The organism is Streptomyces sp. NPDC041814 (assembly GCF_055590565.1).
Genome location: NZ_JBVJAM010000003.1, coordinates 46,392 through 60,583, shown reverse-complemented (window position 1 = coordinate 60,583; position 14,192 = coordinate 46,392). Strand labels below are relative to the sequence as shown.

Here is a 14,192-nt window from a genome sequence, read left to right as displayed (position 1 = left end):
CCACCCTCCCAACGACTGACTGAAGGAGCATCGGAACCCATGGACGCTGTGACCCAGGTCCCCGCGCCGGTCAACGAGCCGGTCCACTCCTACGCCCCGGGCTCCCCGGAGCGCGCCCGCCTGGAGGCCAAGCTCAAGGAGCTCAGCCAGAACCCCATCGACCTGCCGATGACCATCGGCGGCGAGAAGCGGATGGGTGGCGGCGAGCGCGTCGACGTCGTGCAGCCCCACAACCACAAGGCCGTCATCGGCACCTTCGCCGGCGCCACCGAGCAGGACGCCCAGGACGCGATCGACGCCGCCCTGGCCGCCGCCCCGGCCTGGCGCGCGATGTCCTTCGACGACCGCGCCGCGATCATCCTGCGCGCCGCCGAGCTGCTGTCCGGCCCGTGGCGCGAGACGCTGGCCGCCTCCACCATGCTCGGCCAGGGCAAGACCGCCCAGCAGGCCGAGATCGACTGCCCCTGCGAGCTGGTCGACTTCTGGCGCTTCAACGTGCACTACGCGCGCCAGATCCTCGCCGAGCAGCCCCCGGCCAACTCCCCGGGCGTGTGGAACCGCATGGACCACCGCCCGCTGGAGGGCTTCGTCTACGCGATCACGCCGTTCAACTTCTCGGCCATCGCCGCCAACCTGCCCACCGCGCCCGCCCTCATGGGCAACGTCGTCGTGTGGAAGCCGTCCCCGACGCAGACCCACGCCGCCGTGCTGCTCATGCAGCTGCTGGAGGAGGCCGGTCTGCCCAAGGGCGTCATCAACCTGGTGACCGGTGACGGCATCGCCGTCTCCGAGGTGGCCCTGAACCACCGCGACCTGGCCGGCATCCACTTCACCGGCTCCACCCCGACCTTCCAGCACCTGTGGAAGACCGTCGGCAACAACATCGCCAACTACCGCACCTACCCGCGGCTCGTCGGCGAGACCGGCGGCAAGGACTTCGTCGTCGCCCACCCGTCGGCCGACCCCGCGGTCCTGAAGACCGCGCTGACCCGTGGCGCCTTCGAGTACCAGGGCCAGAAGTGCTCGGCCACCTCGCGCGCCTACATCCCGGCCTCCATCTGGAACTCGGGCTTCAAGGAGGCGTTCGCGGCCGAGGTCGACTCCATCACCATGGGCGACGTCACCGACCTGTCGCACTTCATGGGCGCCGTCATCGACGACCGCTCCTTCGCGAAGAACAAGGCCGCGATCGACCGCGCCGCCGCCGACCCGGCGTGCACGATCGTCGCGGGCGGCAGCTACGACGACTCGGTGGGCTACTTCGTCCGCCCGACCGTCATCGAGTGCACCGACCCCGAGAACGAGGTCTTCACGACCGAGTACTTCGGCCCGATCCTCGCCGTGCACGTCTACGAGGACGACCAGTACGACGCGATGCTGGAGCAGATGGAGTCGGTCTCCGACTACGCCCTGACCGGTTCCGTCATCGCGAACGACCGCGCGGCGGCCGCGTACACGATGGAGAAGCTGCGGTACGCCGCGGGCAACTTCTACATCAACGACAAGTCGACCGGTGCCGTCGTCGGCCAGCAGCCCTTCGGCGGCGGCCGTGCCTCAGGTACGAACGACAAGGCCGGTGCCCCCCAGAACCTCCAGCGCTGGACCCTCACCCGGGCCATCAAGGAGACCCTGGTCCCGCCGACCGAGTACACCTACCCCCACCAGGGCTGACGCCCTCCGGGGCGTCCGTCGCCCCGCCCCGAGCCCCGCCCCCCGTCCGGTTCCCCTGCCGGACGGGGGGCGGTTTCCATATGTGGCTCAGCTCCACCCGCGCACGATCAGGGCCAGCCCCACCGCGAACCCGCCGCCCAGCAGCGCCAGGTAGGGCCCGTAGAGCCGGCGGTGGCGGCGCAGCAGCAGCCCGAACGCGCCGAAGGCCAGGCCCACGGTGAGGGTCCGCCCGCCCCGCGCCGCCGCCGAAGCGGCCACCCAGTCCGCCGCGGGCACCGACGTCCGGCCCGCCTCCGCCCCGTACACCTTGAACGGGATGCCGTTCCACGGCTGGTGCCGGACCGCCCGCGCGCCCTCCACCGCCAGCTCCGCGCGGACCTCCGCCCGCATCCGGTCCGTGGTCAGCGGCGCCGGCAGATGCGCGCCCGCCGCCGCCATGTGCAGCGCGAGCAGACCGCCCACCAGGCTCCCCGCCAGCGCGCCCAGCGACATCCTGAGGGCAGCTCGGGGCACCGCCACGCAGACCGCGGCGAGCAGCAGCTCCGGCATCAGCGGCCAGCTCAGCGCCTCCGCGAACGCCCAGCAGAAGGCCAGCGGCAGCCCCGCGCGGGACATGACGACCGAGGCCACCCGACGGCGCACCGAGGAGTCCCGCAGCGGTTCGGCGGCCGTACGGTCGTGCAGCGCGCGCACCGCGTCGCGGGCCGCCTCCGGGGTGACCCCGGAGGGCAGCGGCTCCCCGACCGCCACCCGCACCAGCGACGAGCGCAGCCGGCCGTGCTTGGGCAGCAGCCGGTCCGTGCCCGCGATGCCCACGGGCACCACCGGCACGCCCGCCTCCTCGGCCAGGACCAGTGCGCCCTTGTGGAATGAGCCGAGGGTGCCGTCCTCGGCGCGGGTGCCCTCCGGGAAGAGCACGACGGCCCGGCCCGCGCGCAGCTCGCCCGTCATCGCCAGCAGGTCCGCCGTCCCGCCGCCCGCCCGGCGCACCGGGAAGCCGGCCGCCAGCCTGCGGCAGATCCGGCGCCGCCACGGGGAGGCGAACCAGTAGTCCGCGGCCGCGCCGATCGCCGGGGTGTGCCGGGCGTCCAGCGCGGCCAGGAGCGCCGCCGTGTCGGCGTGCGAGGTGTGGTTGGCGACGACCACGCAACCGCCGCGCGGCAGCCGGCCGCGCCGCTCGATGCCGCCGGTGAGGCTGAGCACGCCCCACCACAGGCCGCGCCGCAGGGCGGAGGCGACCCGGGAGCGGACCGGGAGGACACCGGGGGTGCGTACAAGAGTGCTTCCAGCAGTCGTCACGTCATCACCATCGCCAGGAGAAGGGCCACCAGCAGGGAGTCGATCCGGTCGAGCAGGCCGCCGAAGCCCGGCAGCCAGCTGCCCGCGTCCTTCACCCCGGACTCGCGCTTCACCATCGACTCGACCAGGTCGCCGAGCACGCACCCGCCCACCACGGCCGCCCACAGAGCCGGGCCGAACGCGCCGAGCACCAGCAGCAGCGCCCCGGTGGCGGCGGCCGCGCCCAGCACTCCGGCCCACGTCTTGTTCGGGGAGAGCGGCGACAGCGGCCGGGCGAGCGGACCCCGCCGCCCCAGTGCCGTACCGCCGCACCAGGCGCCGACGTCACCGAGCGCCACCGCCAGGCCCACCGCGACCGCCGTGTCCCCGAGCGTGACCAGGCCGGTCAGCGCGACCGGGAGCCACAGCAGCCCGAAGGCGGTCCGGGCGGTGCGGGTGAAGCCCGTGCGGTCGTCGCCGCCCAGCACGGAGGGGAGGGCCGCCGCGACCAGCAGCAGGGCCGCCGCGCGCAGGTCCAGCGTGTGCGGGGCGAGCCAGGCCAGTGCCGGGAGGGCCGCCGACGCCGCCGCGAGGACGGCCAGGTCGCCCCGGCGCAGGCCCGCCATCCGGGCGTACTCGCCGGCCGCGACCACGCCGAGACCGGCGGCCAGCGCGTACGTGCCGCCGCGGCCCAGGAAGAACGCCCCCAGGAAGACCGGCGCGACCACGGCCCAGGTCCGCCAGCGCCTGCGGAGCTCGGCGCGCATCCGGACCCTCGCGGGCAGCACCGCGACGGCGACGCCGCCCGCGCCCAGCACGCCCGCGACCAGCGGCACCGCGCGGACGGCGGCCTCCTCGGCGATCAGTACGGCGCTCATGCCAGTTCCCGCCAGAGGCCGGCCAGCCGCAGAGCGGCGGTGAGCAGGGAGCCGACGGCGATCACGGCCAGGACCGGGACGGCCCAGCCGCTCGCGGCGGCGATCACCACGAGCAGGCAGCGCTCGGTCTTGCCCACCGGGCCCCCGTTGCGTCGGGGCGCCCCTGCGGCGGCACCGGCCAGCGACACCCAGGAGGGCAGCGTGGCCGCGAGGCCGGTCAGCGCGACCAGCCAGAGCGGGGCGAGCGCCAGGAAGCCGGCGAGCACGACGAGGTCGGCGACCCGGTCGCCCAGCTCGTTGAGGACGGCGCCGCGCCGGGTGGTGCGGCCGGTGTCCCGGGCGAGCGCCCCGTCCAGGTTGGCGAAGGCGAGCCGCGCCGCGAGCAGCCCGGCGACCGGCAGGGCGGCGACCGGGGCGGGCAGCCAGGCGAGGGCGGCGGCGGCACCGGCCGCGGCGGCCACCCCGGCGGCGGTGAGGGTGTCGGGCGACACCTCACGGCGGACCAGCGAGGCGCGGAGGCCGGAGAGCCGGTCCGCGTACCAGGGCTTGAGAGCGTAGAGGCCGTTCATGGCTGCAACTCTCGTGCGACGCACGTTCTTTCGACACGGCCCGGGTACTCAAGTACGCCTGAGTACGTGGGCGGACGGCGGGCCCCGCGCGGGGGCTCCGTCTCAGATAGTAGGAAGTCCGAGTAATTGTGGAGACAGACCGGCCCGGCTGTTCTAGTTTTGTAGGAGCCGAACGTCTCGCTAGATCAAGCGACTGGCGGTCGAGAGCGCGTGCCCTGTGCAGGCAACCCCTGCGGCGCCCGTTCCCCGCCCCTTCCGGCGCCTCGAAATCAATGATCTCGACATCACCCCACGCTGTTCGATCTCGAAATCCTCGCGATCTCAAGGAGTCGATCCACCATGGCCGAGACCACCATCCGCCGCCGCGTCCGTCACGCCCACCGCCCGACCGAGTCGGAGCGGCAGGCTGCCGCCGCCGCCCTGCAGCGCGCCCTCGACCGCAGGGACAACGGCGGCTCCACCGGCCACTGACCGGTATACCTAGCCCCGGCTGATCTCGAAGTGGTCGATGCGCTCGCCCGACTCGGCGAGGGCGGTGACCTTCATCCGGGGGTGCCGTCCGGCCTCCACCTCGACCGCGAGGAACGAGAAGCCGGTGTACCGCACCCGCGACCACTCCACGGTCTCGGCGGCCTTCACGCGCCCCTTGGCCACGTGGTACGTGTCCACGCTCTCCAGGTCCGCGACGTGCCCCTCGTAGCTGTCGGGCACCGGGAAGTCGTACAGCGCCTTGCCCGCGCCGCCCGCCGTGACGTAGACGATGCCGTCCCGGCGGGGATCGGTGCGCTCGCCGATCGGCACCGGGCGCTTCACGGCGTTCCTGAGGATCGCGTCGGTGCGCTCGTAGACGTGGTTGTGGCCGTTGATGACCAGATCCACCTGGTGCTTCTCGAAGAGCGGCACCCAGGCGTCCCGTACGCCGCCGTCCGAGGCGTGCGCGTTGGTCGTGGAGAAGGCGCAGTGGTGGAAGAAGACCACCAGGAAGTCGATGTCCCGGCGGGCCCGCAGTTCGCCGAGGCGCCGGTCCAGCCAGCGGGTCTGGCGGCCGTCGCTGATGCCGAAGTTGGCGGGGATCTCGTAGCTGACGTCGTTGGCGTCGAGCGCGATCACACCCGTGTTGCCGTGGACGAAGGAGTAGGCGCCGGGCTGGCCGACGGGGTCCGGTCCGTTGTCCGGCAGGGTCCAGCGCGCGTTCTGGCCGCCGTAGCCGTCCGGCGAGTACCAGGCCTCCATGTCGTGGTTGCCGGTCGTCACCATCCACGGCACGGTCTTGGAGACCGTCTCCGTCTGCGCCAGGAACTGGTCCCAGGTGCGCGCGTCATAGGTGTCGGTGGTCTGCCCGGAGCCCGACGGGTCCGCGTAGCAGATGTCGCCGGCGTGCAGGTGGAAGGCCGGGTTCTGGCCGAGGATCAGCTGGTCGTTGCCGAGCGCGTGGTAGCTGACGCCCTGGTCGCCGAAGGCGGTGAAGGTGAAGTTCTCGGCCCGCGCCGGCGCGGTGGTGAACGTGCCGAGCGTGCCCAGGTTGCGCGCGTCCGCCGGGTCGAAGCCCTCGTGGCCGACGCCGTAGTAGTACGTGGTGCCGGGCTTCAGCCGCTCCAGGGACGCGTGGACGTAGAACTGCTCGGCCGCCGCGATCTTGCCGTCGTTCAGCCGGGGCGTCGTCAGGTGGCGCATCTCCGCGTCGATCCGCCGGCTCAGCGCCCACGGCTTGAGCCCGATCCGGATGTACGGGCGGCGCACCGCGAACGGCACCTGCCAGGAGACCGCCATCTGCGTCTTCGGGTCCGCCCCGTACGCCAGGTGCCGGCCGAAGGGGGCGACCAGCGCGCCGTCGACCCGGGTGGAGCTGTGCGAGGTGAGCACGGTGGGGGCCGCGTACGCGGGGGAGGAGGCGAGGCCGATCCCGGCACCGGCCACGGCGGCGGTCGCCACGCCGGTGCGCAGCGCACCGCGGCGGGTGAGCCGGGCGCGGAGGTAGTCGTGCTGCTCGGCCATGGTCATGCGGTCGGCGAGCTTCTCGGGGATGCCGAAGCGGGGGAGGTCCATGGGCGACAACCTCCACCGCCCGGCTGACACCCTCCCATCGAATAGATGAACGGTACACGTACAGATGATCATGTGTCCGTATGGTGGACGGCACGTGTCATGGGGTGGGACGAGCAGTAGGGTGCCACCATGTCTCGCAGCATCAATCTCGCAGTGATCCCCGGTGACGGTATCGGCCAGGAGGTCGTGGCCCAGGGCCTCAAGGTCCTCAACGCTGTTCTCCCGCAGGATGTGAAGCTGGAGACCAAGGAGTACGACCTTGGCGCCCGGCGCTGGCACCGTACCGGCGAAACCCTCCCCGACGCGGAGCTCGAAGCCCTCAAGGGCCACGACGCCATCCTGCTCGGCGCGATCGGCGACCCGTCCGTGCCCTCCGGCGTGCTGGAGCGCGGGCTGCTGCTGAAGCTGCGCTTCGCCTTCGACCACTTCATCAACCTGCGGCCGTCGAAGCTCTTCCCGAACACCGAGACCCCGCTCGCCGGCCGTCCGGACATCGACTTCGTCGTCGTCCGCGAGGGCACCGAGGGCCCGTACACCGGCAACGGCGGCTCGCTGCGCACCGGTACGGAGCACGAGGTCGCCACCGAGGTCAGCCTCAACACCGCCTTCGGTGTCGAGCGGGTCGTCCGGGACGCGTTCGAGCGCGCCGCCGCCCGCCCCCGCAAGAAGCTGACGCTGGTCCACAAGAACAACGTCCTGGTCTACGCGGGCCACCTGTGGAAGAACACCTTCGACAAGGTCGCCGCGGAGTACCCGCAGGTCGCCACCGACTACCTGCACGTCGACGCCGCGACGATCTTCTTCGTCACGCAGCCGGAGCGCTTCGACGTCATCGTCACCGACAACCTCTTCGGCGACATCCTCACCGACCTCGCCGCGGCCGTCTCCGGCGGCATCGGCCTGGCCGCCTCCGGCAACATCAACCCGACGGGTGCCTTCCCGTCGATGTTCGAGCCGGTCCACGGCTCCGCCCCCGACATCGCGGGGCAGGGCAAGGCCGACCCGACCGCCACGATCCTCTCCGTCGCCCTCCTGCTGCGCCACCTCGGCTACGAGGCCGAGGCCGTGCGCATCGAGGACGCCGTCTCCGCCGACCTCGCGGAGCGCGACGGCAGCGCCCGTACGACCGACGAGATCGGCGACACGCTCGCGGTACGCGTAGCGGGCTGACCCGACGACTCCACCACGAAGCCGCCGGGTCGCAGACGCACCCGGCGGCTTCTCCTGTGCGGCCCCGGGTGTCACCATCGAACCCTGGACCGCATTCACGCCATTTCGTGCACGGCACCCTTCGAGCGATAATCGAACGGGGCCGTGGCTCGCAGCGAAGCTCGGACGTCCTAGCACTTGAAGGCGTGCACGCGGTCCTACACACACATCACGGTGAAGGACACGCACTCATGACGACCACGATCGAGCTCAAGCCCTCCTCGAACCCGCTGTCCGACGCGGAGCGCGAGGCGATCCTGGCCCAGCCCGGATTCGGCCGCTACTTCACCGACCACATGGTGACGATCAAGTGGACCGAAGGCCGCGGCTGGCACGACGCCCAGCTCGTGCCGTACGCGCCGCTGTCGATCGACCCGGCCAACATGACGCTCCACTACGGCCAGGAGATCTTCGAGGGCCTGAAGGCCTACCGCCAGCCCGACGGCTCCGTCGCCACCTTCCGCCCCGAGGCCAACGGCGAGCGCTTCCGCGCCTCCGCCCGCCGCCTCGCCATGCCCGAGCTGCCCGTCGAGACGTTCGTGGCGGCCTGTGACGCCCTGGTCCAGCAGGACGCGGCCTGGGTCCCGGCCCACGGCGGCGAGGAGTCCCTGTACCTGCGCCCGTTCATGATCGCGACCGAGGTCGGCCTCGGTGTGCGCCCGGCCAACGAGTACCTGTTCCTGGTCATCGCCTCGCCGGCCGGGGCCTACTTCCCGGGCGGTGTGAAGCCCGTCTCCATCTGGCTCTCCGAGGACCGCGTCCGCGCCGTCCCCGGCGGCATGGGCGACGCCAAGACCGGCGGCAACTACGCCGCTTCCCTCCTCGCCCAGGCCGAGGCCGCCGCCAAGGGCTGCGACCAGGTCGCCTACCTCGACGCCGTCGAGCACAAGTGGGTCGAGGAGCTGGGCGGCATGAACCTCTACTTCGTGTACGGGGACAGGATCGTCACCCCGTCCCTCACCGGCTCCCTGCTCGCCGGCATCACCCGGGACTCGCTCCTCAAGCTGGCCGGTGACCTCGGCTACACCTCCGAGGAGGCCCGCGTCTCGATCGACCAGTGGCGCGAGGACACCGCCGCCGGCACCCTCACCGAGGTCTTCGCCTGCGGCACCGCCGCCGTCATCACCCCCGTCGGCACGGTGAAGAGCGCGGGCGGCGAGTGGACCCAGGGCGACGGCACCCCCGGCCCGGTGACCCTCAAGCTGCGCGAGCGCCTGCTCGACATCCAGCGCGGCACCGCCGAGGACACCCACGGCTGGATGCACTCCCTGGCGTGAAACGGCCGTACGGAGGGCTCCCGGTGTCTCGCCGGGAGCCCTCCGTACGCCCGCATCCTGAGACGGGCGGTTCACGGCGGCGGTCCTGTGCCAGACTGCTTCCGTGTCCTCGTTCGTCATGATTATTGGCAGCAGGCGCGCCGGTCCGCAGTGACCGTCCCGTACCACCACGTACGGCACGGCCACCGTGCCCCAGACCCGCGCGCAGACCTCTCGCACCCGCGAGGGGTTTTTTGTTTTCCGCCTCCACCTCGGCCGGAGAACGCGGCGCACGGGATGATGGGGGCAAGTGGAGCCGGGCCGTGTCCGGCGGATCAGGGTCGGGTAGGGCGCGGCGTCTGGTGCGGGTGCATCGCAAGGCGCCGGAGCGTCCTCATCGCGGAGCGATCAGGGCGGTTCGGCAACGCGGCGAGGTGCCGTGCCAGGCGTCGCGACCCCGGCCATGATCCGCCGGACACGGCCCAGTCGTCCGGATCCACTCATCCGACAGGAGTCAGAGCAGCAATGACCACCAAGGCCAAGCCCACCGACGACAGCTTCCATGTCTTCGACACCACGCTGCGCGACGGTTCACAGCGTGAAGGCATCAACCTGACGGTCGCCGACAAACTGACCATCGCCCGGCACCTGGACGAGTTCGGCGTCGGCTTCATCGAGGGCGGCTGGCCCGGAGCCAACCCCCGCGACACCGAGTTCTTCGCGCGCGCCCGCCAGGAGATCGAGTTCAAGAACGCCGAGCTGGTCGCCTTCGGCGCGACCCGCAGGGCGGGCGGAACCGCCGCCGAGGACCCCCAGGTCAAGGCGCTGCTGGACTCCGGCGCACCGGTGATCACGCTGGTCGCCAAGTCACACGACCGCCACGTGGAGCTCGCGCTGCGCACCACGCTGGAGGAGAACCTGGAAATGGTGCGCGACACCGTCGCCCACCTCCGCGAGCAGGGCCGCCGGGTCTTCGTGGACTGCGAGCACTTCTTCGACGGATACCGCGCCAACCCCGAGTACGCCAAGGCCGTCGTCAAGGCCGCCGCCGAGGCCGGCGCCGATGTGGTCGTCCTCTGCGACACCAACGGCGGGATGCTCCCGGCCCAGATCCAGGCCGTCGTCTCCACGGTCCTCGCCGACACGGGCGCCCGGCTCGGCATCCACGCCCAGGACGACACGGGCTGCGCCGTCGCCAACACCCTCGCGGCCGTCGACGCGGGCGCCACGCACGTCCAGTGCACCGCGAACGGCTACGGCGAGCGCGTGGGCAACGCCAACCTCTTCCCGGTCGTCGCCGCGCTGGAGCTCAAGTACGGCAAGCGGGTCCTCCCCGACGGCGCCCTCGCCGACATGACCCGCGTCTCGCACGCCATCGCCGAGGTGGTCAACCTGACCCCCTCCACGCACCAGCCGTACGTGGGTGTCTCGGCCTTCGCCCACAAGGCCGGTCTGCACGCCTCCGCGATCAAGGTCGACCCGGACCTCTACCAGCACATCGACCCCGCCCTGGTCGGCAACACCATGCGGATGCTGGTCTCCGACATGGCCGGGCGGGCCTCCATCGAGATGAAGAGCGACGAGCTCGGCGTCGACCTCGGGGGCGACCGGGAGCTGGTGGCCCGGGTCGTCGCCCGGGTCAAGGAGCGCGAGCTCAAGGGCTACACGTACGAGGCGGCCGACGCCTCCTTCGAACTGCTGCTGCGCGCCGAGGTCGAGGGCCGGGTGCGGCGCTACTTCCGTACCGAGTCCTGGCGGGCCATCGTGGAGGACCGCCCCGACGGCACCCACGCCAACGAGGCGACCGTGAAGCTGTGGGCCAAGGGCGAGCGGATCGTCGCCACCGCCGAGGGCAACGGCCCGGTCAACGCCCTGGACCGGGCCCTGCGCGTGGCCCTGGAGCGGATCTACCCGCAGCTCGCCAAGCTGGAGCTGACGGACTACAAGGTCCGCATCCTGGAGGGCCGCACCGGCAGCGACTCCACCACCCGCGTCCTGATCACCACCGGCGACGGGACCGCCGAGTGGTCGACCGTCGGGGTCGCCGAGAACATCATCTCCGCGTCCTGGCAGGCGCTGGAGGACGCGTACACCTACGGGCTGCTGCGTGCGGGGCTCGAACCGACCGACTGAGAAAGCGCGGGACCGCCTCCCGCACACGCCCGCCCCCGTCCGCCCGCCTCAATCGGCAGGGCGGGCGGGGGCGTTCGCGTGTACGGCCCCGTACGGGGACTGAGTGAACGGGATTCACGTGCTCGCGTCAAGAGGTCTTTTTGTTCAGGAGTTGAACGCAAGCACCGTGTTCTTCTTGTTATCAGATGGGTACGGACCAATCTCGACGTGAAGTATTGACGGCGGTGTTTCTGCGGGGTTAACTCACGCCACCAACGCCGGTACCGGTTCCGGAACCGGTTGCGGTACCGGTTCCATCGCCGGCCGTTCCGGCCGTTCCCTCTGTCCCGTTGTGTCCTGGAGGCCCCCGATGCGCGTCACCATCGCTGATGTCGCCCGTGAGGCCGGCGTGAGCAAGACGACCGTCTCCCGGGTCATCAACACCAAGGGGGAGGTGGACGGTTCGACGGCCGCACGCGTTCGCGAAGTGATCGCGCAGCTCGGTTACGTGCCCAGCTCGGGCGCCGTCGGCCTGGCCCGCGGCAGCAGCCGTACGGTCGGCATGCTGGTGCCCTCGCTGACCTGGCCCTGGATGGGCGAACTGCTTCAGGGCGTGGTCGACACCGTCGAGGCCGCCGACTACGGGCTGCTGCTGTTCACCTGCAACCGCGGGGCCGAGTCCGTGGAGCGCTTCACCAGCCAGGTGTCGGCGCGGGCCTTCGACGGCCTGGTGGTGGTGGAACCGGAGAACACCCTCGACCACCTCACCGAACTGCACCGCGGCGGCCTGCCGATCGTGCTGATCGACGATCGCGGCCACCACCCCGAATTCCCCTCCGTCGTGACCACCAACCACGAAGGAGGCGCGTCGGCCGCCCGTCATCTGCGGGACGCCGGTCGCACCAGGCCCGTCGTGATCACCGGCCCCGCGCACTTCGGCTGCGTACGCGACCGGCTGGCCGGGTTCGTCTCGGTCCTCCCCACGGACCATGTCGTCCTGGGGGACTTCACCGAACGCTCCGGACGTCTCGCCATCGAGCAACTCCTCGCCTCCGGCACGGAGTTCGACTCGGTCTTCGCGCACAACGACATCACCGCGGCAGGCGTGGTGCGGGCGTTGCGCGCGGCGGGGAAGTCCGTGCCCGGTGACATCGCGGTCGTCGGCTTCGACGACATCCCGATGTCCGAGCACACCGAACCGCCCCTGACCACCGTGCGCCAGCCCACCCGGCAGATGGGTGAGACGGCCGCACGGATGCTCCTCTCCCACCTGGGCGGCACGCCCGCACCGGAGACCCCGGTCGTGCTCCCCACCGAATTGGTCGTGCGCCACTCGGCGCCCTAGCGGACAAGGGCACCCCCAGGCCCACGCACCGCACCCGCACCACCGCACGCGCAACGCCCGTACCAAGGCGCGCCCAGCGCTGCCCGTTTCCGGATCCCACAGACCCGCCAGTCCCTCCTGGAGTCGTTATGTCCGCACGCCGTCACACGCTGAGAGCCGCCGCGCTCGCCACCGCGGTGGTCGCACTCGCCGCCGGCTGCTCCTCGGCCAACTCGAACCACAACAAGAACGGCGGCAGTGCCGCTTCGGGCGTCCTGAACATCGGCAAGCCGGACGGGCCGCAGACGAACAACAGCAACCCGTTCCTCAACACCTCGGCCGGGGCCACCCTCGGCTACCGCTGGATGATCTACGAGCCGCTGGCGATGGTCAGCCAGATCCGGCCCGCCGACAAGCCCGACCCGTGGCTGGCGACCGACTGGAAGTGGGACCTGAACTTCCAGAAGGTCACCCTCACCATCGACGAGCGCGCCAAGTGGGCCGACGGCAAGCCGCTGACCGCCGACGACGTGGCCTACACCTTCAACCTCCTGAAGAAGCACCCGGCGCTCAACGCCGACGGCATCCAGTGGGGCGGCGTCGAGGTCAAGGACAAGAAGGTCGTCCTGACCTTCAACAGCTCGCAGTACGTCAACCAGAACAAGATCCTCCAGCAGTACATCGTCCCGAAGCACATCTGGGAGAAGGTCAAGAACCCGGAGACCTGGCCGAACCGGAACCCCGTCGGCTCCGGCCCGTACAAGCTGAAGACCTTCACGCCGCAGACCACCACGCTGACCGCGACGCCCACCTACTGGAAGGGCTCGACCAAGGTCAAGGAGCTGCGCTACAGCACGTACAACGACAACAACGCGGCGACCACCGCGCTGGCCAGCGGCAAGCTGGAGTGGTCGTTCGTCTTCATGCCGGACTTCAAGAAGCTGTTCATCGACAAGGACCCGAAGAACCACAAGCTGTGGTTCCCCTCGGGTCTCGGCATCCACGGCCTCTGGATCAACACCGCCCGCAAGCCGTTCGACAACCCGGCGCTCCGCAAGGCCATGGCGATGGTGGTCGACCGCAACGCCATCTACACGCAGGCCGAGGCGACCCTCTACCCGGAGATCACCAACCCCACCGGCATCCCGCTGCCGGCCGGCGAGTCCTTCATCTCCGACGCGTACAAGAAGGCCACCACCAAGCCGGACGTCGAGGGCGCCAAGCAGGTCCTGGAGAAGGCCGGCTTCACGCTCAGCGGCGGCGTCCTCAAGGACCCGGACGGCAAGCCGGTGAAGCTCACCCTCACCGACCCGGCCGGCTGGAACGACTACATCACGGGCCTGTCGATCATCAAGGACAACATCAAGAAGATCGGCATCGACGCCAAGGTCAAGACGCAGACCGCCGACTCCTGGAACGCGGACGTCGCCAACGGCAACTTCGACGCCACCCTGCACTGGACCAACAGCGGTGCCACGCCGTACGACATGTACCAGAACATCATGGACGGCGCCCTGCTCCAGCCCATCGGCAAGCCGTCGCAGTCCGGCAACTTCGGCCGCTTCAAGAGCACCGAGGCGACCGAGGCGCTGAAGGACTTCGCCCAGGCCACCACGGACACCGCCCGCAAGCAGGCGATGGACGCCCTTCAGAAGATCATGGTCGAGCAGGCGCCGATGATCCCGACCGCGGCGGCACCCGTCGGGGCGGAGTACTCCACGAAGAACTGGGTGGGCTGGCCCACCGAGGACAACCCGTACGCGGACCCGCAGCACACCCAGCGCACCTCGCTGGAAGTCGTGCTGAATCTCAAGCCCGCCAAGTAGTACAGCAGGGATCAGGTACCGGC

The 14,192-nt window shown here is 71.0% G+C and carries 11 protein-coding genes; 7 read left to right on the top strand and 4 right to left on the bottom strand.

Annotated elements, in window-relative coordinates; all coding sequences use genetic code 11:
- The first annotated feature begins 39 nt into the window (after positions 1–39).
- Complete coding sequence (gene pruA, locus ACZ6C6_RS09980) at positions 40–1,671, top strand: L-glutamate gamma-semialdehyde dehydrogenase (RefSeq protein WP_164400434.1); 1,632 nt, start codon at positions 40–42, stop codon at positions 1,669–1,671.
- Between the two features lie 87 nt (positions 1,672–1,758).
- On the opposite strand, the gene ACZ6C6_RS09975 is transcribed toward pruA, so the two are convergent.
- Genes ACZ6C6_RS09975 through ACZ6C6_RS09965 form a run of 3 tightly spaced genes read right to left on the bottom strand, consistent with a single transcriptional unit; the run spans position 1,759 to position 4,396 of the window.
- Positions 1,759–2,970: a lysophospholipid acyltransferase family protein gene (locus ACZ6C6_RS09975; protein WP_469201010.1), complete on the bottom strand. Its 1,212-nt coding sequence runs from the start codon at positions 2,968–2,970 to the stop codon at positions 1,759–1,761.
- Positions 2,967–3,827: a phosphatidate cytidylyltransferase gene (locus ACZ6C6_RS09970; protein ID WP_469201008.1), complete on the bottom strand. Its 861-nt coding sequence runs from the start codon at positions 3,825–3,827 to the stop codon at positions 2,967–2,969. The genes ACZ6C6_RS09975 and ACZ6C6_RS09970 overlap by 4 nt, the downstream gene beginning before the upstream one ends.
- Positions 3,824–4,396 carry a CDP-alcohol phosphatidyltransferase family protein gene (locus tag ACZ6C6_RS09965; protein WP_469201005.1) on the bottom strand — a complete coding sequence of 191 codons (573 nt, stop codon included), beginning with the start codon at positions 4,394–4,396 and terminating at the stop codon, positions 3,824–3,826. The genes ACZ6C6_RS09970 and ACZ6C6_RS09965 overlap by 4 nt, the downstream gene beginning before the upstream one ends.
- A 339-nt stretch (positions 4,397–4,735) precedes the next feature.
- On the opposite strand from ACZ6C6_RS09965, the gene ACZ6C6_RS09960 reads away from it, so the two are divergent.
- Positions 4,736–4,867, top strand: coding sequence for a hypothetical protein (locus tag ACZ6C6_RS09960; RefSeq protein WP_361019951.1), 132 nt, complete (start codon positions 4,736–4,738; stop codon positions 4,865–4,867).
- Between the two features lie 9 nt (positions 4,868–4,876).
- Here the strand turns inward: ACZ6C6_RS09960 and ACZ6C6_RS09955 are convergent, their stop codons facing one another.
- On the bottom strand, positions 4,877–6,442 hold the full coding sequence (locus ACZ6C6_RS09955; protein WP_469201001.1) for a purple acid phosphatase family protein: 1,566 nt from the start codon (positions 6,440–6,442) through the stop codon (positions 4,877–4,879).
- Between the two features lie 129 nt (positions 6,443–6,571).
- Here ACZ6C6_RS09955 and ACZ6C6_RS09950 point away from each other — a divergent pair, with 129 nt between their 5' ends.
- The 5 genes from ACZ6C6_RS09950 (at position 6,572) to ACZ6C6_RS09930 (ending at position 14,169) form a co-directional block, all read left to right on the top strand.
- Positions 6,572–7,612 carry a 3-isopropylmalate dehydrogenase gene (locus tag ACZ6C6_RS09950; protein WP_469200998.1) on the top strand — a complete coding sequence of 347 codons (1,041 nt, stop codon included), beginning with the start codon at positions 6,572–6,574 and terminating at the stop codon, positions 7,610–7,612.
- Positions 7,613–7,842: 230 nt separating this feature from the next.
- Positions 7,843–8,928 carry a branched-chain amino acid aminotransferase gene (locus tag ACZ6C6_RS09945; RefSeq protein ID WP_365686872.1) on the top strand — a complete coding sequence of 362 codons (1,086 nt, stop codon included), beginning with the start codon at positions 7,843–7,845 and terminating at the stop codon, positions 8,926–8,928.
- A 504-nt stretch (positions 8,929–9,432) separates the two neighbouring features.
- Entirely contained in the window at positions 9,433–11,040 is a 1,608-nt protein-coding gene (gene cimA / locus ACZ6C6_RS09940) for a citramalate synthase (RefSeq protein ID WP_469200994.1), read from the top strand.
- 349 nt (positions 11,041–11,389) lie between these two features.
- Positions 11,390–12,364 carry a LacI family DNA-binding transcriptional regulator gene (locus tag ACZ6C6_RS09935; RefSeq protein WP_469200991.1) on the top strand — a complete coding sequence of 325 codons (975 nt, stop codon included), beginning with the start codon at positions 11,390–11,392 and terminating at the stop codon, positions 12,362–12,364.
- Between the two features lie 128 nt (positions 12,365–12,492).
- Positions 12,493–14,169, top strand: a complete 1,677-nt coding sequence (locus tag ACZ6C6_RS09930) for an ABC transporter substrate-binding protein (protein ID WP_469200988.1) — start codon at positions 12,493–12,495, stop codon at positions 14,167–14,169.
- Positions 14,170–14,192 lie beyond the last annotated feature (23 nt).

What these genes read in the sequence shown, in the direction of transcription:
- pruA (WP_164400434.1), top strand. Translation starts at nt 40, where the DNA reads ATGGACGCTGTGACCCAGGTCCCCGCGCCGGTCAACGAGCCGGTCCAC.
- ACZ6C6_RS09970 (WP_469201008.1), bottom strand. Translation starts at nt 3,827, where the DNA reads ATGAGCGCCGTACTGATCGCCGAGGAGGCCGCCGTCCGCGCGGTGCCG.
- ACZ6C6_RS09965 (WP_469201005.1), bottom strand. Translation starts at nt 4,396, where the DNA reads ATGAACGGCCTCTACGCTCTCAAGCCCTGGTACGCGGACCGGCTCTCC.
- ACZ6C6_RS09960 (WP_361019951.1), top strand. Translation starts at nt 4,736, where the DNA reads ATGGCCGAGACCACCATCCGCCGCCGCGTCCGTCACGCCCACCGCCCG.
- ACZ6C6_RS09955 (WP_469201001.1), bottom strand. Translation starts at nt 6,442, where the DNA reads ATGGACCTCCCCCGCTTCGGCATCCCCGAGAAGCTCGCCGACCGCATG.
- ACZ6C6_RS09950 (WP_469200998.1), top strand. Translation starts at nt 6,572, where the DNA reads ATGTCTCGCAGCATCAATCTCGCAGTGATCCCCGGTGACGGTATCGGC.
- ACZ6C6_RS09945 (WP_365686872.1), top strand. Translation starts at nt 7,843, where the DNA reads ATGACGACCACGATCGAGCTCAAGCCCTCCTCGAACCCGCTGTCCGAC.
- cimA (WP_469200994.1), top strand. Translation starts at nt 9,433, where the DNA reads ATGACCACCAAGGCCAAGCCCACCGACGACAGCTTCCATGTCTTCGAC.
- ACZ6C6_RS09935 (WP_469200991.1), top strand. Translation starts at nt 11,390, where the DNA reads ATGCGCGTCACCATCGCTGATGTCGCCCGTGAGGCCGGCGTGAGCAAG.
- ACZ6C6_RS09930 (WP_469200988.1), top strand. Translation starts at nt 12,493, where the DNA reads ATGTCCGCACGCCGTCACACGCTGAGAGCCGCCGCGCTCGCCACCGCG.